General features: G+C 67.1%; 21 protein-coding genes. 11 read left to right on the top strand and 10 right to left on the bottom strand.

The features are described 5' to 3' along the window. The first annotated feature begins 17 nt into the window (after positions 1–17). Entirely contained in the window at positions 18–632 is a 615-nt protein-coding gene (locus tag ACP690_RS09840) for a fasciclin domain-containing protein (protein ID WP_426261044.1), read from the top strand. Between the two features lie 150 nt (positions 633–782). On the opposite strand, the gene ACP690_RS09835 is transcribed toward ACP690_RS09840, so the two are convergent. From ACP690_RS09835 to ACP690_RS09820, 4 genes are all read right to left on the bottom strand, one after another. Further along, a complete protein-coding gene (locus ACP690_RS09835) occupies positions 783–1,226 on the bottom strand; it encodes a molybdenum cofactor biosynthesis protein MoaE (protein ID WP_426261045.1) in 444 nt (147 codons plus the stop codon). Then, the gene (gene moaD, locus ACP690_RS09830; protein ID WP_426261046.1) at positions 1,223–1,480 is read right to left on the bottom strand and encodes a molybdopterin converting factor subunit 1; all 258 of its coding nucleotides are present in this window, start codon (positions 1,478–1,480) and stop codon (positions 1,223–1,225) included. Before moaD ends, ACP690_RS09835 begins: the two co-directional genes overlap by 4 nt. A 5-nt stretch (positions 1,481–1,485) precedes the next feature. Beyond that, positions 1,486–2,052: a CDP-diacylglycerol--glycerol-3-phosphate 3-phosphatidyltransferase gene (pgsA, locus tag ACP690_RS09825; protein ID WP_063688019.1), complete on the bottom strand. Its 567-nt coding sequence runs from the start codon at positions 2,050–2,052 to the stop codon at positions 1,486–1,488. An 81-nt stretch (positions 2,053–2,133) separates the two neighbouring features. Further along, positions 2,134–2,337, bottom strand: a complete 204-nt coding sequence (locus ACP690_RS09820; protein WP_426261047.1) for a hypothetical protein — start codon at positions 2,335–2,337, stop codon at positions 2,134–2,136. Between ACP690_RS09820 and ACP690_RS09815 the strand changes: the two genes are divergently transcribed. Then, complete coding sequence (locus ACP690_RS09815; RefSeq protein ID WP_043059460.1) at positions 2,336–3,625, top strand: MFS transporter; 1,290 nt, start codon at positions 2,336–2,338, stop codon at positions 3,623–3,625. The two genes, ACP690_RS09820 and ACP690_RS09815, sit on opposite strands and share 2 nt — an antisense overlap. A 15-nt stretch (positions 3,626–3,640) precedes the next feature. Here the strand turns inward: ACP690_RS09815 and ACP690_RS09810 are convergent, their stop codons facing one another. Continuing rightward, on the bottom strand, positions 3,641–3,808 hold the full coding sequence (locus ACP690_RS09810; RefSeq protein WP_017977913.1) for a hypothetical protein: 168 nt from the start codon (positions 3,806–3,808) through the stop codon (positions 3,641–3,643). Positions 3,809–3,904: 96 nt separating this feature from the next. On the opposite strand from ACP690_RS09810, the gene ACP690_RS09805 reads away from it, so the two are divergent. Continuing rightward, positions 3,905–4,366: a GreA/GreB family elongation factor gene (locus ACP690_RS09805; RefSeq protein ID WP_426261048.1), complete on the top strand. Its 462-nt coding sequence runs from the start codon at positions 3,905–3,907 to the stop codon at positions 4,364–4,366. Positions 4,367–4,564: 198 nt separating this feature from the next. Here the strand turns inward: ACP690_RS09805 and ACP690_RS09800 are convergent, their stop codons facing one another. After that, complete coding sequence (locus ACP690_RS09800) at positions 4,565–5,893, bottom strand: MFS transporter (protein WP_063688013.1); 1,329 nt, start codon at positions 5,891–5,893, stop codon at positions 4,565–4,567. Positions 5,894–6,094: 201 nt separating this feature from the next. On the opposite strand from ACP690_RS09800, the gene cyoA reads away from it, so the two are divergent. The 5 genes from cyoA to ACP690_RS09775 are packed head-to-tail and all read left to right on the top strand — an operon-like array spanning position 6,095 to position 10,988. Beyond that, positions 6,095–7,213, top strand: a complete 1,119-nt coding sequence (gene cyoA / locus ACP690_RS09795; protein WP_017977910.1) for a ubiquinol oxidase subunit II — start codon at positions 6,095–6,097, stop codon at positions 7,211–7,213. Between the two features lie 7 nt (positions 7,214–7,220). Further along, entirely contained in the window at positions 7,221–9,269 is a 2,049-nt protein-coding gene (cyoB, locus tag ACP690_RS09790; protein ID WP_043059430.1) for a cytochrome o ubiquinol oxidase subunit I, read from the top strand. A 6-nt stretch (positions 9,270–9,275) separates the two neighbouring features. Beyond that, entirely contained in the window at positions 9,276–9,905 is a 630-nt protein-coding gene (gene cyoC / locus ACP690_RS09785) for a cytochrome o ubiquinol oxidase subunit III (RefSeq protein ID WP_017977908.1), read from the top strand. After that, on the top strand, positions 9,902–10,306 hold the full coding sequence (cyoD, locus tag ACP690_RS09780) for a cytochrome o ubiquinol oxidase subunit IV (protein ID WP_063688007.1): 405 nt from the start codon (positions 9,902–9,904) through the stop codon (positions 10,304–10,306). The genes cyoC and cyoD overlap by 4 nt, the downstream gene beginning before the upstream one ends. Before the next feature lie 4 nt (positions 10,307–10,310). Further along, positions 10,311–10,988: an SURF1 family protein gene (locus tag ACP690_RS09775; RefSeq protein WP_426261049.1), complete on the top strand. Its 678-nt coding sequence runs from the start codon at positions 10,311–10,313 to the stop codon at positions 10,986–10,988. A 124-nt stretch (positions 10,989–11,112) separates the two neighbouring features. Here the strand turns inward: ACP690_RS09775 and ACP690_RS09770 are convergent, their stop codons facing one another. The 3 genes from ACP690_RS09770 to ACP690_RS09760 are packed head-to-tail and all read right to left on the bottom strand — an operon-like array spanning position 11,113 to position 12,945. Further along, the gene (locus ACP690_RS09770; protein WP_017977905.1) at positions 11,113–11,289 is read right to left on the bottom strand and encodes a DUF4169 family protein; all 177 of its coding nucleotides are present in this window, start codon (positions 11,287–11,289) and stop codon (positions 11,113–11,115) included. Then, positions 11,289–11,834, bottom strand: a complete 546-nt coding sequence (locus ACP690_RS09765) for a transcriptional regulator (RefSeq protein ID WP_426261050.1) — start codon at positions 11,832–11,834, stop codon at positions 11,289–11,291. Before ACP690_RS09765 ends, ACP690_RS09770 begins: the two co-directional genes overlap by 1 nt. 37 nt (positions 11,835–11,871) lie before the next feature. Continuing rightward, positions 11,872–12,945 (bottom strand): GNAT family N-acetyltransferase, encoded by a 1,074-nt coding sequence (locus tag ACP690_RS09760; protein WP_426261051.1) that lies wholly within the window; start codon positions 12,943–12,945, stop codon positions 11,872–11,874. 142 nt (positions 12,946–13,087) lie between these two features. Here ACP690_RS09760 and ACP690_RS09755 point away from each other — a divergent pair, with 142 nt between their 5' ends. Both ACP690_RS09755 and ACP690_RS09750 read left to right on the top strand, forming a co-directional pair. After that, complete coding sequence (locus tag ACP690_RS09755; protein ID WP_017977902.1) at positions 13,088–13,537, top strand: DUF2721 domain-containing protein; 450 nt, start codon at positions 13,088–13,090, stop codon at positions 13,535–13,537. Further along, positions 13,534–13,935 carry a DUF4345 domain-containing protein gene (locus ACP690_RS09750; protein WP_426261052.1) on the top strand — a complete coding sequence of 134 codons (402 nt, stop codon included), beginning with the start codon at positions 13,534–13,536 and terminating at the stop codon, positions 13,933–13,935. Before ACP690_RS09755 ends, ACP690_RS09750 begins: the two co-directional genes overlap by 4 nt. Before the next feature lie 38 nt (positions 13,936–13,973). Here the strand turns inward: ACP690_RS09750 and ACP690_RS09745 are convergent, their stop codons facing one another. Next, positions 13,974–15,557: an amidase gene (locus ACP690_RS09745; protein ID WP_426261053.1), complete on the bottom strand. Its 1,584-nt coding sequence runs from the start codon at positions 15,555–15,557 to the stop codon at positions 13,974–13,976. A 134-nt stretch (positions 15,558–15,691) separates the two neighbouring features. Between ACP690_RS09745 and ACP690_RS09740 the strand changes: the two genes are divergently transcribed. After that, positions 15,692–16,927 carry an MBL fold metallo-hydrolase gene (locus ACP690_RS09740; RefSeq protein WP_426261054.1) on the top strand — a complete coding sequence of 412 codons (1,236 nt, stop codon included), beginning with the start codon at positions 15,692–15,694 and terminating at the stop codon, positions 16,925–16,927. Positions 16,928–17,034: the final 107 nt, after the last annotated feature.

Here is a 17,034-nt window from a genome sequence, read left to right as displayed (position 1 = left end):
GAAACACAGGAGTGCGCGTGACCCGACCCTACGCCCGATCGATCCGCCGGCTCGGCCCGTCCGTTCTGCTCGCCAGCCTTGCCGGCTGCGTGCCGCCCGCCACCGCGCCGGTGGTCACGCCGCCGCCCGTCGTATCCGCCCCGGCACCGGTGGCGGTCGATCCCAGCCGGATGGAGTCGGAAGCGACGATCGCCCAGTCGGTCGCGATGACGCCCGGCCTCACCACGCTCGCGCGGGAGCTGCGCGTCGCCGAACTCGATCCGCTTCTGGCGGGCAACGGCCCCTACACGCTGTTCGCGCCGACCGACATGGCCTTCACCCGCCTGGCGCCCGGCATCGCAGGCGATCTGCTCGCACCGGAGAACCGGCCGACGCTGGTGGCACTCCTACGCTACCATATCGTCCCCGGCACCATGACCACCGAGCAGCTGGAGGCGCGCATTGCGGCAGGCGGCGGCCGCGCGACGCTGACGACGCTCGGCGGCCAGCCGCTGACCGCGACGATGACCGGCGACGTCATCACGCTGACCAGCGCCAGCGGCAATCGCAGCTATGTCGAGGCGGCGGATGTCGCGCAGGCGAATGGCGTGATCCACGTCGTCAACGGCGTGCTGGTGCCGCGGCTGCCGTAAAGCGCGTCGGCCAACCCTTCCTTCGTCGTCACTCCGGACTTGGTCCGGGGTCCACCGGGCCGCGAGGGGGCGGCAAAAGGCTCCAGCCAACCCCTTGCTGCAAGGGGACCCGATACCAAGTCCGCGATGACGGGTTTAGGAAAGGCGCCCCTAGCGCCCCCACCGCGCCGCCGCGTCGGCGTCACTGTCTCGCGCCTCCACCCAGCGCGCCTCGCCGCCGCGGGTCTCGCGCTTCCAGAACGGCGCATCGGTCTTCAGCCGGTCGATCAGATAGGCGCACGCCTCCAGCGCCGCTCCCCGGTGCGCCGCGGCCGCTGCCACGAACACGATCCGCTCGCCCGGCGCCATTGGCCCGACGCGGTGGACGATCGTCGCCGCGCCCAGCGCCCAGCGCGCCGTCGCCTCCTCCGCCAGCCGCGTCAGCGCAGCCTCGGTCGCGCCGGGATAATGCTCCAGCTCCAGCGTCCCCACGCCATCGTCGCTCCGCACGAGGCCGGTGAAGGTCGCGACCGCCCCGGCACCATCCGCGCGTTCGACTCCGGCCATCTCCGCCGCCAGATCGATCGGCGTGGGCGAGACGTGGACGCGGATCATCCGCCCGTCACCGGCGGGAACAGCGCCACCTCGCGCGCGCCGGCGATCGGCGCGTCGAGCGTCACGAACGCCTGATCCACCGCCGCCCGCAACCGCGCGCGATCGGTCAGCGCCGCGGCGGACGCATCGTCGCGCGCCGCCAGCCAATCGACCAGATCGGCGACGCTCGCCAGCGTGTCCGGCGCGTCCACGGTCTCGCTCGCCCGGCCCATGCCCTCCCGGACCCAGGCGAAATACAGCATCTCGATCCGCATCGCGCTCAGTCCATGTGCTTCAGGCCGACGCGCAGGTAATCCCAGCCCGTCACCAGCGTCAGCACCGCCGCACCCCACAAACAGCCGAGACCGGCGACTTTGATCCACACCTGCGCCGGCAAAGCCCCCGCCAGGATCAGCGCGCCGAAGGCGACGAGTTGCAGCGTCGTCTTCCATTTGGCGAGCTTCGATACGGGCAGCGACACCTGCAGCCCGGCCAGAAACTCCCGCAGCCCGGATACCGCGATCTCACGCAGCAGGATGATCAGCGCCGCGATCAGATGCACGCCGGTGATCAGCGCGCTGTCGTCGTGCCGCGTGCCCACCAGCATCAGGATGACCGCCGCGACCATGATCTTGTCCGCGATCGGATCGAGGAAGACGCCCAGCTTCGACACCGCCCCTTGCGCGCGCGCGAGATAGCCGTCGAAATAGTCGGTGATCCCCATCAGGCAGTAGAGCGCGAAGGCGATGGCGAAGCCCGCCTCCCACCGCGGCCACCACAGAAAGGCGACGAGCAACGGCACCGCGACGATCCGCGACAGCGTCAGAAGATTGGGCAAGGTCAGCATCGTGGGTCTCTCCTAACCCGCTGCGGGCCGGGAAGTAATGATGTTTTGCACATCGCTGCGAAACATGTGCGAGCGCCCTCCTCAACCGTCATTCCCGCGCAGGCGGGAATCCAGACGCGATACCATATCGATAGAGCCGCAGCGTCCGAGGTTCTGGATTCCCGCCTTCGCGGGAATGACGACCTGCGCGGGGAAGCGCCCGCCCACCCAACCCCGGTTGGCGTCGCGCCGCCACTGGGCTATGCCCGCCGCAATCCTGCCACGATCGAAGGCCGTGTTCCGCATGATCAATGCTTTGGGGTTGCTGAAGCAGCGCCGCTTCCTGCCCCTCTTCACGACGCAGTTCCTGGGCGCCTTCAACGACAATCTGTTCAAGACGTCGATGGTGCTGTTCGCGACCTATGCGATCTTCAACGATCCGAAGGTGGAAACGATCTTCAACGCGGTCGCCACCGGCATCGCGATCCTGCCCTTCTTCCTGCTCTCCGCGCTGGCGGGTCAGCTCGCCGACAGCCACGACAAGGCGCGCATCATCCGCATCGTGAAGACCGCGGAAATCGGCATCATGCTGCTCGGCGCGGGCGGGCTGATGGTGGCCCGCGCGGGCTATCCGCACGTCGGCATCGGGCTGATGCTGGGTGCCGTGCTGTTCCTGGGCGTCCATTCGACCTTCTTCGGCCCGATCAAATACGCGATCCTGCCACAGCATCTGAAGGCGCACGACGTCCTCGGCGGCACCGGCCTCGTCGAGGCGGGCACGTATCTCGCCATCCTGATGGGTACGATCATGGCGGGCTGGGTGCCGATCGAGGGCGCCGCGATCCTCGTCCTCGTCATTGCCGGCATCGGCTGGATCACCGCCCGCGCGGTGCCGCCCGCGCCGCGCGAGGGGCCGCGACTGAAGCTCAACTACAACCCCTTCACCGCCTCGTTCCGCCTGATCCGCACGACGATGCACATCCCGCGGCTGTTCCTGGCGATCTGCGCGATCAGCTTTTTCTGGACGATCGGGTCGGTGCTCATCATCATCTTCCCGCCGCTGGTGAAGAACGTGCTGACCGCCGACGAGCGCGTGGCGAGCGGTGCGATCGCGATCTTCTCGGTCGGCGTCGCGATCGGCTCCGTGGTCATCAACACGATGCTGAAGGGGCGGATCAGCGCGCGCTATTCGCCGGTATCGGTGATCGCGATGGGCGCGTTCGTCGTCCTGTTCTCGTTCCTGTGCCGCGGCTGGACGCCCGCGGCACCCGGCCATTTTTACGACTGGGCGCAATTCGTCGCCCAGCCGCGCGCCATCCCGATCATGCTGTCCCTGCTCGCAATCGCGACCACGGGCGGAATGTTCGTCGTGCCCCTCTACGCCTTCCTGACGACGACCGTCGAGAAGGACCAGACCGCGCGCACCGTGGCGGCGAACAACGTCGTCAACTCGGGCGCGATGACGCTGGGTTCGATCGCCGCGATCGGAATCAACGTCGCGGGCGTGCAGGCGGTCGACATGCTGTTCCTGGTCGCCGCCATGTGCCTCGTCTCCGCATGGATCGCGCAGCGGCTGCATCTCGCCTGCGATTGAGCAGGCGCGCGGCGTTCAGAACAGGAACGTATAGAAGCAGGTGAAGAAGGCGGCGAAGCTGAGCAAGAACAGCTTCCAGTCGCTGTCGTCGCTCTTGCGGGGATCGACCACCTTCGGCGGCGGCAACGCGCGACGGAAAGGATGCCGGGCGGATTCGTTGGTAAGGACGAGGCGTCTGGTCATAGCAAAGGCGTTAACGCCGCGTTTACGATTTGGACCAGCGGCAAAGGTGGTTAAGCCCCGCCTGTCCGATGGTGGGACAGTGATGGAGAGGATGAGATGAGCGTCGCCTTCCGCTGCGAGAGCGACGAAGAGCATCTGGAACCCAAGTTCGAACGCCCCCTGCCAGCCGGCCCCAATTGGGTGACGGCGGCGGGCAAGGCATTGATCGAGCGCCAGATAACCGACCTGGAAGCCAGACTGGCCGACGCCGATACCGAACAGGCCGAAGCGATCCGGCGCGATCTGCGCTATTGGCAGACGCGGCGCACGACCGCGATCGAGACGCCAGCCCCTGCGAACGGGAGCGCCGGTTTTGGCACGATCGTCACGATCCGGATGGGCGGCCGCACGCGCGAGATCGGCATTGTTGGCGATGACGAATCGGAACCGCAGGCCGACCGGCTGTCGTTCCAGTCACCGCTCGCGCGCGCACTCATGGGAGCCGAGCCTGGCGACGCCCTGCCCTTCGGCGGTCGCGACGATGCGATCGAGGTGCTGGCGGTCCGCGCGATCGACTGAGGGAGCCGCCCCTCACGCCTTCACGAAAACATCGTCGCCCCAGCGCAGGCTGGGACCTCCTCCGAGCCTTGCCCGCGCGCCACCACCGGGGAGCCAAGCCCTCGCTGTGACGACGGTCGTTTCAACCACCTGCCCCAAAACGCAAAACGCGCGCCGGCCAGAAGCCGACGCGCGCGGTACTCTGTAAGGCAACGTCGATCAGTCGAGGCGGCGTGCCAGTTCCTTGTTGAGGCCCAGCGCCACCAGCGTGCCGATCGCACCCGACAGCAGGTAGCCACCCGCGGCGATCAGCCCAAACTCGCTGGCCAGCACCAGCGCGGCGAGCGGCGCGAAGCCCGCACCGAACAGCCACGCAAGGTCCGACGTCAGCGCCGCACCCGTATAGCGCGCACCCTTGGGGAAGTTGTTGGTCACCGCGCCCGACGACTGGCCGAAGGCGAGGCCCAGCAGGATGAAGCCGCCGATCATGAAGGCAAGCTCACCCGAGCTGCCCGCACCAAGCAGCTGCGGCGCGAAACCGCTGAACACCGCGATCGCCGCCGCGGTATAGCCGAGCACGGAACGCCGCCCGATCCGGTCGGCAAGCAGGCCCGAGATGACGACTGCGCCCAGTCCGAAGAAAGCGCCGACGATCTCGATCCCCAGGAAGCGCGCGATGTCTTCCTTGGTGAACAGCGCGACCCAGGACAGCGGGAACACCGTCACCATGTGGAATAGCGCGAAGCTGGCGAGCGGGGCGAAGGCGCCGATGATGATGTTGCGCCACTGCGCCTTCACCGTCGCGGTCACGCGGCTGGGGGTCAGCTCGCGCGTCTTGAACAGCTGGGTATATTCCGGCGTCACAACGATGCGCAGCCGCGCGAACAGCGCGACGACGTTCAGCGCGAAGGCGACGAAGAACGGATAGCGCCAGCCCCACGACAGGAAATCGCCCATGTCCATATTGGACAGGAAGAAGGCGAACAGCGCACTGGCGACGATCAGGCCGAGCGGCGCACCGAGCTGCGGCACCATCGCGTACCAGCCGCGCTTCTCGGCCGGCGCATTGAGCGCGAGCAACGACGCGAGGCCGTCCCACGCGCCGCCCAGCGCGAGGCCCTGGCCGATGCGGAACAGCGACAGCAGGATCGCCGACCAGATGCCGACTTCGGCATAACCGGGCAGAAAGGCGAGCGACACGGTCGACGTGCCGAGCAGGAACAAGGCGATCGTCAGCTTCGTGCCGCGGCCATAGGTGCGGTCGACCCACATAAAGATCTGCGTGCCGATCGGCCGGGCGATGAACGCCAGCGGGAAGAGCGCGAACGACCAGAGCGTGCCGGTCAACCGGTCGACATAGGGGAACACCAGCGCCGGAAAGACGATGACCGAAGCGATGGCATAACAGAAGAAGTCGAAGAATTCGGACGTGCGGCCGATGATAACGCCGATCGCGATCTCGCCCGGACGGACCTCATGGTCGCCCCGCGTGTTGACGGCACGGGCATCGCGTTCAAGCGGTGCGGAATGGGCGGAAGCCACTGACATGTATCGCAGTCCTGTCGTCTCACGGCCTTTCGGCCACCGGTCGTCAACGCACGTCGTGTCCTTTCGGACGCAGCGCGCGCACGACCTTCTAGCGCGCGAACGGCGGGGACGGGATAGGACAAAATGTCCTATTTTGCGGTGCAGCGAACGGGATTAGCGCGAATGACGATGCGAACCCTTCCGTCCTTCCGCGCGGCGCGCATGCGCACCGCCGCCCTCGCGCTCCTCGCGCCGGCCCTTTTGGGTGGGTGCGATCTGGTGGTGATGAACCCGGCCGGCGATGTCGCGCGGCAACAGGCCCATCTGATCCTGTGGTCGACCGGCCTGATGCTGCTGATCATCGTCCCCGTGATCGCGCTGACCGTCCTGTTCGCGTGGAAATACCGCCACACGAACGAAGACGCCGAATATCGCCCCAACTGGGACCATTCGACGGGGCTCGAGCTGATCATCTGGTCGGCGCCGCTGCTGATCGTCATCGCGCTGGGCGCGCTGACCTGGATCAGCACGCACAGCCTCGACCCCTATCGCCCGCTCGCACGCATCGCGCCCGGCCAGCCGGTGGCGAAGAACGCGAAGCCGCTGGAAATCCAGGTCGTCTCGCTCGACTGGAAGTGGCTGTTCATCTATCCCGAACAGGGCATCGCGACCGTCAACGAGCTGGTCCTGCCGGTGAATCGCCAGGTCGTGTTCCGGATGACGTCTTCGTCGGTGATGAACACCTTCTACGTCCCCACCATGGCCGGCATGATCTACACGATGCCGGGCATGGAGACGCAGCTGCACGCCGTGCTGAACAAGCCCGGCCGGTTCGAAGGCATTTCGGCCAACTATAGCGGTGCGGGCTTTTCCGACATGCGCTTCACCGTCGACGGCTTCGACGATGCCGGCTTCGCCAAGTGGGTGTCGGAAACCCGCAGCGCGCAGGGCAAGCTCGACAATGCGACGTACCTGAAGCTCGAGCGTCCGAGCGAAAAGGTCCCCGCGATCCGCTACGCCGGCTTCGCGCCCGGCCTGTTCGACCGCATCCTCGGCATGTGCACCAAGCCCGGCGAAACCTGCATGCAGGCGACGATGATGAAGGATGGTGGGATGGACATGGGCCATGCCCCTCCCGTCAACGACACCGGCCACATGCGCGGCAGCGATTCGAAGGGCGCGCTGCAGAAGGAGCCGGAGGAAAAGGGCAGCAGCCCGCACCGTAACGCCCCCCGCCAGCAAGCCCCCGGCAGCAGCCAGCCCGGCAGCGAAGCCAACCGCAGCATGACCGCGATCGATCCGCTGCCCCTTCCCGGCGTTACTGCCGTGGCCCGTTCGTAGGACCGACATGATGTCCGATAGCTTTCTCAAGACCATCTTCGGGCGCCTGACGCTCGACAGCTTCCCGATCCACGAGCCGATCCTGGTCGCGACCTTCATCATGGTCGCGATCGGCGGTGCGGCGGTGCTGGGCGCCCTCACCTATTTCAAGGTGTGGGGCTACCTGTGGAAGGAATGGTTCACGTCGGTCGATCATAAGAAGATCGGCGTGATGTACATGGTGCTCGGCATCATCATGCTGCTGCGCGGCTTTGCCGACGCACTGATGATGCGTGCGCAGCAGGCCATGGCGTTCGGCGCCAACGAAGGCTTCCTGCCCGCGCACCATTACGACCAGGTGTTCACCGCGCACGGCGTCATCATGATCTTCTTCGTGGCGATGCCCTTCGTCACCGGTCTGATGAACTATGTCGTGCCGCTGCAGATCGGCGCGCGCGACGTGTCGTTCCCGTTCCTCAACAACTTCAGCTTCTGGATGACCGCGGCGGGTGCGGCGATCGTCATGGTTAGCCTGTTCGTGGGTGAGTTCGCCCGCACCGGCTGGCTGGCGATGGCCCCCCTGTCGGGGCTCGATTATTCGCCTGACGTCGGCGTGGATTATTACATCTGGGGGTTGCAGGTCGCCGGCGTCGGCACCTTGCTATCCGGCGTCAACCTGCTCGCGACCATCGTCAAGATGCGCGCGCCGGGCATGTCGCTGATGAAGATGCCGATCTTCACCTGGTCGGCGCTCGCCACCAACACGCTGATCGTCGCCGCCTTCCCGATCCTGACCGCGGTTCTCGCGCTGCTCAGCCTCGATCGCTACCTCGGCACGCACTTCTTCACCAACACCATGGGCGGCAACCCCATGATGTACGTAAACATGATCTGGATCTGGGGCCACCCGGAAGTATACATCCTGATCCTGCCGGCGTTCGGCGTGTTCAGCGAAGTGACCAGCGCGTTCTGCGGCAAGCGGCTGTTCGGCTATACGTCGATGGTCTACGCGCTGCTGGTCATCACCATCCTGGCGTATCTCGTCTGGCTGCACCACTTCTTCACCATGGGGTCGGGGGCGAGCGTCAATTCGTTCTTCGGCATCACCACGATGATCATCTCGATCCCGACGGGCGCGAAGATCTTCAACTGGCTGTTCACCATGTACAAGGGACGCATCCGCTTCGAACTGCCGATGATGTGGACGGTCGCGTTCATGATCACCTTCGTGATCGGCGGCATGACCGGCGTGCTGCTCGCGGTGCCGCCTGCCGACTTCGTGCTGCACAATTCGCTGTTCCTGATCGCGCACTTCCACAACGTGATCATCGGCGGCGTGCTGTTCGGGATGTTCGCCGGCATCAACTTCTGGTTCCCGAAGGCGTTCGGCTTCAAGCTCGACAAGTTCTGGGGCACGATCAGCTTCTGGTTCTGGGTCGTCGGCTTCTACGTCGCGTTCATGCCGCTGTACGTGCTCGGCCTGATGGGCGTGACGCGCCGCCTGCGCCACTTCGAGGATCCGTCGTTACAGATCTGGTTCATCGTCGCGGCGATCGGCGCGCTGCTGATCGCGGTGGGGATCGGCGCCTTCCTGATGCAGATCTTCGTCAGCATCAAGAATCGCGACAGCCTGCGCGACGAGACTGGCGACCCGTGGCAGGGCCGCAGCCTGGAGTGGGCGACCTCGTCGCCGCCGCCGGCCTATAACTTCGCGTTCACGCCCGTCGTCCGCGACGTCGACGCCTGGTACGACATGAAGGCGAACAACGCCGTGCGCCCGACCACCGGCTTCCGCGACATCCACATGCCGCGCAACACCGGCACGGGCGTGATCCTGGCGGGTCTGGCGGTGGTCTTCGGCCTCGCGATGATCTGGTACATGTGGTGGCTCGCCATCCTGTCCTTCGTCGGGATCGTGGCGGTCAGCATCGGCCACACCTTCAACTACGACCGCGATTATTACATCCCCGCCGAGGAAGTGACGGCGTGCGAGGACCTGCGCACGCAGCAACTCGCCGCCCGCGCGGCCCAGCAGCCGGCCCAAACCCCGGCCCAAACCCCGGCAATGGGGGCCTGAGGAGCCATGAGCGAAGCGACCATCCCCCCGGGCACCCAGGCCCCGGTCTTCTACGAGACCGACGAACATCATCACGACGCCGGCGGCAGCACCATGCTGGGCTTCTGGCTGTACCTGATGAGCGACTGCCTGATCTTCGCCATGCTGTTCGCAGCCTATGGCGTGTTCGGCAGCAGCTACGCCGGCGGCCCGCAGCCGCACGAGATTTTCGAGCTGCCGCTGGTGGCGCTCAACACCTCGATGCTGCTGCTGTCGTCGATCACCTATGGCTTTGCGATGCTGTCGATGAACGACGGCAACGTGAAGGGCACGCAGGGCTGGCTGGCGATCACCGGCCTGTTCGGGCTCGCCTTCCTCGGGATCGAGCTCTACGAATTTTCGAACCTGATCGCCGAGGGCGCCGGCCCGCAGCGCAGCGCGTTCCTGTCGTCGTTCTTCACGCTCGTCGGCACGCACGGCCTGCACGTCACCTTCGGCATCATCTGGCTGGTGACGCTGATGGTACAGGTCGGCCGCAAGGGCCTGATCCCCGCCAACCAGCGTCGCCTGCAGTGTCTGTCGCTGTTCTGGCACTTCCTCGACGTGATCTGGATCGGCGTCTTCACCTTCGTCTACCTGCTGGGAGTGCTGCGATGAGCGCGCATAACGCACACGATCATGCGCACGATCACGGCCATGGCCATGACCACGGCCATTCCTCGGGCGAGGCGCACGGCACCCGCCGCGATTATGTGATCGGCTTCGTCCTGTCGGTGATCCTCACCGCCATTCCGTTCGGGCTGGTGATGAGCGGCGTCATCGCCGACGCGCGGATCACGGCGGGCATCTGCATGGCGTTCGCGCTGGTGCAGATCGTCGTCCACATGATCTACTTCCTCCACATGAACTCCAAGTCGGAGAATGGGTGGACGCTGATGGCGCTGATCTTCACCGTCATCATCGTGGCGATCTGCCTCGCCGGCTCGATGTGGGTCATGTATCACATGAACGCCAACATGATGCCGGGCATGAGCGGCGGCGACATGGGGGCGATGTAGCCCCATGAATCGTGCGCGCGCGATCACGACCGGCCTGCTGCTGTTCGTGATCGCCGCGCTGATCGGGCTGGGCGTCTGGCAGCTCGAGCGCCGGACGTGGAAACTGGCGCTGATCGCGCACACCGAGGCGATGCTGGCGCAGCCGCCGGTGCCCGCCCCCGGACCTGATCGCTGGTCCACCATCGGCAAGGACGACGTCTACCGCCCCGTCATCGTGCGCGGGCATTATCGCACCGGCGCCGACACGCTGGTGCAGGCGGTGACGGAACTGGGCGGCGGCTTTTGGGTGATGACGCCCTTCGATACCGATCGCGGCTTCACCCTATTGGTCAACCGCGGCTTCGTCCCCGCCGACCGGCGGACCGGAATCGCCCCCTCCCCCGCCATGCAATCCATTCGTGGCCTGTTGCGGCTAAGCGAACCGGGTGGCGCGTTCCTGCGCAGCAACGACCCGGCGGCAGACCGCTGGTATTCGCGCGACATCGCCGCGATCGCGGCGCGCCGGGAGTTGGGCCGGGTCGCCCCTTATTTCATCGATGCGAGCGAACCCAGGAGCGGGTGGCCGCGCGGCGGGCTGACCGTGGTGCGGTTCCGCAACAGCCATTTGGTGTATGCGCTGACCTGGTTCGGACTGGCCGCGCTGGTTGCGGTGATGGCGTGGCGGGTGCGGCGGCGGGTGTGAGCCGTTAGAGCGCAGCACCTGCCCTCACCCTTCCGGCGCTACGCGCCTCCCTCCCTCTCCCAATGGGAGAGAGAAGAGCCGCCGAAGGCGGCGAAGGGTGAGGGTGGGCGCAATGCCCTCTTCCTCAATCCTCCAGTTTCGCCCCATCCAGCGTCCGCTCGATCCGCGCCGCCTCGGCGTCTGCGGCCTCACGCTCCGCCTTGGTCCGCCCGAATTTCGCGCGGTTCGCATCGGCAACCCTGCCCGCCGCGGCCCGGTCCCGTGCCTTGCGGGCGCGGCGGAAGTTGACCACCTCGCCCATCAGCGCCCCGCCCGCTCTTCCGCGGCGCGCTTCACCAGCCCCCAACGACGCCATTCGTCGCGCGCGTCGGCCAGCGCCCGGTGCGCCGGCACGTCTTGATCGCGCACCTCGCCCAGCACCACGGCATCGGCTACCGCCCGCCCCAGTTCGACATCCGGCACCACCCCGCGCAGAATCGCGGTCGCCGTCTCGCGCTGCGCCTCCTCGCTGTCGCGCAACCGCAGCGCGTGGCGCGGCTGTTTCGCGGCACGCAGCAACGCGCTCAGCCATTTGCCGTCCCACGACGGCGCACTCGCGAACAGGGCATGGCCGCTGAGCACATCGATCATCCGTTGCGCGACCACGTCATGCGGCGTGCCGTTCGCCTCGATCTCGGCGCGCGTGATGTGATGGATCGCCTCCGCCTCGTCGTCCCAGTCCGACCATTGTAGCGGCGGGCGGATCAGGTGGCTTTCCTCGGCGCCGTCCTCGAACACCCAGGCGACCTCGATCGGATAGCTTTTTTTGGCGAGCGACGAGGCTTCGAAATCGAGGAAGACAAACATGATGCCTCAACGCCTACGCGCTGGGGCCGGGTTCCGTCTACTGCCCCGATCGCCGCCATGCGCCCGCAGCGAGCCGGGCGACCAGCGCAGGCACGCCCGGACGCACCAGCAGCCAGTCGCGGATCGCCGGCCCCCGATCGGCGCCGATCACCTGCTTATACCCGCTGTCGCCCGCCCCCCAGTCGACCCGCGTGATTCCCCGCGCCTGTGCCTGCACGAGATTGCGGTAATACAGCAGCTTGCCGGGCGAATGCTTGGCATAGGCGGGGTCGTAGCTGTTGGCGATCGCGTATGTCAGCGCCCCCGCGTCGAGATCGAACGAAAAGGCCGCAGGCGTGCCGTCGATGGTCAGCAAGGCCGCGCGCATCCGCTGCGCCAGCACCGGGTCCCGCGCCGCCGCGCGCCAGAAGGCGCCATGGCCATGCCGTGTGAACTTGGCATCGCGACCGTCGGTGCGCGATGCGATCCAGCTCGCCTGCTCCACTGCCGCCAGATCGTCGAATGCCGCCGGCCAGTCCGCCCCCGACAGGAAGCGCCAGTCGGGCACGCCATGGCTCGCGAGATGCTTTTCGTGGAAGCGGTTTTTGCGCAGCGTCGATCCGCGCGGCCACGCCCCCTCCTGTTGCCGCGCCGCCATGTCGAGCAGCCAGCTGTCCGCCACGAACCGGTCGAGCACCGCCCAGCCCTGCGCCCGCGCCGCAACGATCAGCGGCATCACCGCGGCATCGTCGTCATAGACCGGCCCGATCCGCAGCAGTGTGACGGCGCGCGCCAGCGTTGCCAGCGCCACCCGCAGCACCGCCTCCCCCGCATCGGTGGCGAGCGGAAAGCTGCGAAACGGCCAATAGCTGCCCGGCACCGCCGCCGCGCGCACGAACCCTGGCCCGATACCGACGAACGGCAGCGCCAGCGCGGGCCGCCCCTCCTCCTCGACCACCAATGTCCGGGCCCTGCCGCCATAGGCATCCAGCGCCGCGGCATACCATCCATAGCGCAGGAAGCCGTGCGTCGACGGCGCCCGCGTCGCCACCGCGTCGATCGCCACGGACAGGCCATCGTCGATCCGCGCGCGCGCGGCGGGAGGCAGACGTTCGAACGTCGAAAGGCGCATCGGCGACAGCACGTCCGCGGGTCTATCGCTCGATCGGCGGCGGGCAACGAAAATCCGCCGATCGCAGCCCCGCGATCGACAAACTGCCCGCCCGGAACGGATCGGCCCTTTCACGCGGCGCCGTCCCGGATATGATGGCGCCATGCCCACGTTGCTCCAGGTGTCCACGATCGCGCAGACGATCCAGCTGTCGCTCGCCCCCGTCTTCATGCTGGCGGCGATCGGCCAGATCCTGAACGTGCTCGCCGGCCGCCTCGCCCGCGTCATCGATCGCGCCCGCGTGCTGGAAGAACGGGTTATCGCCGAAAGCGGCCGCGATCAGCAGCGCGACATCTGGGAGTTGAAGCTGCTCGACGAACGCATGTCGATCATCAACGCGGCGCTGTTCCTCGCCGTGTTGAGCGCGGTGATGGCGTGCATCGTCATCGCGATGCTGTTCGTCGCCAATATCGCGCGGCTGCACATCGGCACCGGCATCGCCTTCTGCTTCATCGTCGCGGTGACGCTGCTCACCTGTTGCCTCGCCGCCTTCATGTGGGAGGTGCGCGTGTCGCTTCGCGCGATTCACGTGCGGAAGGAGATTCTGTCGTGAGCCCCGCGGTGGAGCGCCGTGCGCTACAAATCGTGGTGGCGCTCGCCTGTCTCGTCCCGCTGTCGGTCGGCGGCTGGAGCGTGGCGCGGGGGCCCGGCTTCCTCGGCCATCCGCCGGTGATCCCGACCGATCTCGACAGCCATTTCCGCTACATCTCCGGCATCTTCTTCGCCGTCGGTATCGCGTTCGCGACGTGCATCCCCGGGATCGAGCGCAAGGGCCCCCGCTTCCGCCTGCTGGGCGCGCTGGTGGTCGCGGGCGGCCTCAGCCGGATCGTATCGCTGGTCGCGGTCGGCGTACCGTCCGCGGGGCATGTGTTCGGCTTCGCAATGGAACTGGGCGCCGTGCCGCTGCTGATGCTCTGGCAGTGGCGCCTGGAACAGCGGTTTCGCGCCTAATCCGCCCTCACCCGCAGGGTGAGGGTGGGTGCGGGACCTCAGCGACTTCCCTCCAGCCCCGCCCCCACATCCGCCTGCGCGAGATAGCGCGGCGCCACGCGCGCCTTCGCCCGCTGCTCATAGGCATAGCCAGCGCCCAGCACCGTCGCCTCGCCGTTCTTCGTCGCGATGAACGACAAGCCGACCGGCAGCCCCCTCACCAGCCCCATCGGCACGGTGAGATTGGGATAACCGGCGATCGCGGGCAGCTCCGACGACGACGGCCCGTTATATTGATCGCCATACACGGGATCGCTCAGCCACGCCTCGGCATAGGTCGGCTCGACCAGTATCTGTGCGCCCGCCGCCGTCAGCATACCGTCGATCGCACCGCTCGCCGCCTTCAGCGATTTGGCCCGCGCCGCCACATATTCAGGATCGCGCAGGCCTTTGGTCTGCGCCGCCATCTCAAAAATCTCCTGCCCGAAGAACGGCATTTCCTGCGTCGCATGATCGCGGTTGAAGGCGATCAGCTGGTCGAGGTCGCGCGCTGTCACCGCCGACGGCGTCGTCGCGAGATACGCGTTCAGGTCAGCCTTCAGCTCGGTCTTCAGCACCATGAATTCGGCATCGCCCACCCCATCGAGCTTGGGCGGCGTCACCGGCACCAGCACCGCGCCCGCCGCGGTCAGTACGGCCAGCGCCGCGTCGTAGCGCGCGGCGAGGTCTGCGGGCATGTCCTTCGGCCGAATCACACCCACGCGCATCCCCGACAGCGCGCTGACCGACAGCCCCGCCGCATAATCGCGCGGAACCGCGCCCGCCGTCGCCGGATCGGCGGCATCGGGCCCGACCATCGCCGAAAACAGCACCGCGACGTCGCGCACGCTGCGCGCCATCGGCCCGGGCGTGTCCTGCGAATGGCTGATCGGCACCACATGCGTGCGACTGACGAGGCCGATCGAAGGCTTCAACCCGACAAGGCCGTTGATCGATGACGGGCACACGACCGACCCGTCGGTTTCCGTCCCCACCGCCGCCGCGGCGAAGCTCGCCGCCACCGCCGCGCCCGATCCGGACGAGGATCCGCACGCGGTACGATCCAGCGCATAGGGGTTCTTCACCAACCCGCCGACCGCGCTCCACCCGCTCATCGCGTGCGTCGACCGGATATTCGCCCATTCGCTCAGGTTCGTCTTGCCAAGGATCACCGCGCCCGCCGCGCGCAGCCGCGCCACCACCGGCGCGTCGCGCCCGGTGAAATTGTCCTTCAGCGCCAGGCTGCCTGCGGTCGTCGCCATCCGATCGGCGGTTTCGACATTGTCCTTGATCAGCACCGGCACGCCATGCAGCGGCCCCCGGATACGCCCCGCCTTGCGTTCGGCATCCAGCGCCTTCGCCTGCGCCAGCGCATCCGGATTGATCGCGATCACGCTGCGGAGTGCCGGCCCCTTGCGATCCAGCGCGGCGATCCGGTCGAGATAGGCGCGCGTCACCTCGACGCTCGTCGCCTTGCCCGCGGTCATTAGCGCCTGCACCTGCTCCAGCGGCACCTCTTCGACGGTGACCCGACGCGCGACCGCCGGCGTTGCAAGCACGGGGCTCGCCAACAGAAAACCCAACGCAATCCGACGCATATCCATCCCCTTTGCGGCGGGATGCTAGCCGAGCGCACGGCCCGCACAAGTCCCCTCCCACGCCCACCCGCGATTGACGTGCCATTGAACCCACGGCACCTCCGCGGCGTTCACCCGCATCAATCTCCAAAGGGGCTGCCGTGGCGCTGGCACTGAAGATCATCGGCGGCATCGTGTTGGCGCTCGTCATCGCATTCGGCCTGACCGTGACGATCGTCCCGCGCTTCCTCGACCGCATCTATTACGAAGGCGACGAAAGCGACCATTACGACGGGCAGCGCTTCTTCAATCCCGATGGCGATCAGGACACGATGCGCATGCCCACGGGCGGCAGCCGCACCGGCTTCTTCTGGCGTTATTTGATTGGAAACGACGGGCGTCCCGAATGGCCCAAGAGCGTGGCGGTCACACCGTCCCGCCCCGCCGCGCGGATCGATGGCGATCGCATGGTCGTGACGTGGATCGGCCACGCCAGCGTCCTCATTCAGACGCACGGCCTCAACATCCTCACCGACCCCATCTATGCGGAGCGCGCCGGCCCGTTCGGTTTCGGTCCACAGCGCGTCGCAACACCCGGCATCCGGTTCGACGATCTGCCGAAGATCGATCTCGTGCTGGTCAGCCACAATCATTACGATCACCTCGATCAGGCGACGCTGAAGCGGTTGTGGGAGCGGGATCATCCCGCGATCGTCACCAGCCTGGGCAACGACAGCGTCATCGGCCAGACTGGCGCGAAGGCGACCGCACTCGACTGGGGCGGCAACGCGACGCTCACCGCCTCCGGCATCCAGGACACCAGCAGCGACATCCGCTGTGACCCGGACAGCTGGTGCCCCGGCGACCGCGCGCGCGTGTTCGTGACGCGCAACCACCATTGGGGCAGCCGCTGGTTCACCGATCGCAACCGCGCGCTCTGGTCCAGCTTCGTCGTCGCGCTGCCCAGCGGCGGCAACATCTTCTTCGCGGGCGACACCGGCTTCGGCGATGGCCTGTGGCCCGCGGAGGCCGCGACCTACGGCCCGATCCGCTTTGCGATGATCCCGATCGGCGCCTTCCGCTTCGCGCCCGGCCAAATGTCGTCGGGCAGCCATGTCGGCCCCGCAGAGGCGGCGCTCATCCACCAGCGCCTGGGCGCGGCGCGATCGATGGCGATCCACTGGGGCACGTTCCGCCTGTCCTACGAAGGCTATGACACGCCGCCAAGGATGCTGGCGGCGGCGATGCGCTGCACGGGTGGCAGTGGCTTTACGGCGGAAGGGCTCGGCAAGCCGTTCGACGTGCCCGTCTACACCGCGCCGCAGACCGGCCGCGCGATGCAATCGGCCGACATGATGCGCTGCCTCGACACGCCCGAGGTGCGCGCGCTGCGCTAACCCCCACCCCCGTCATTCCCGCGCAGGCGGGAATCCATAACCTCTAACCTCAGCGACAGAAGCGAAACGGTAGCGCATCTGGATTCCCGCCTCCGCGGGAATGACGA

Source organism: Sphingomonas sp. DC4900 (assembly GCF_049896485.1).
GTDB lineage: Bacteria > Pseudomonadota > Alphaproteobacteria > Sphingomonadales > Sphingomonadaceae > Sphingomonas > Sphingomonas aquatilis.
Note: the sequence above shows the minus strand (reverse complement) of the source record. Positions and strands in the feature narration are given on the sequence as shown.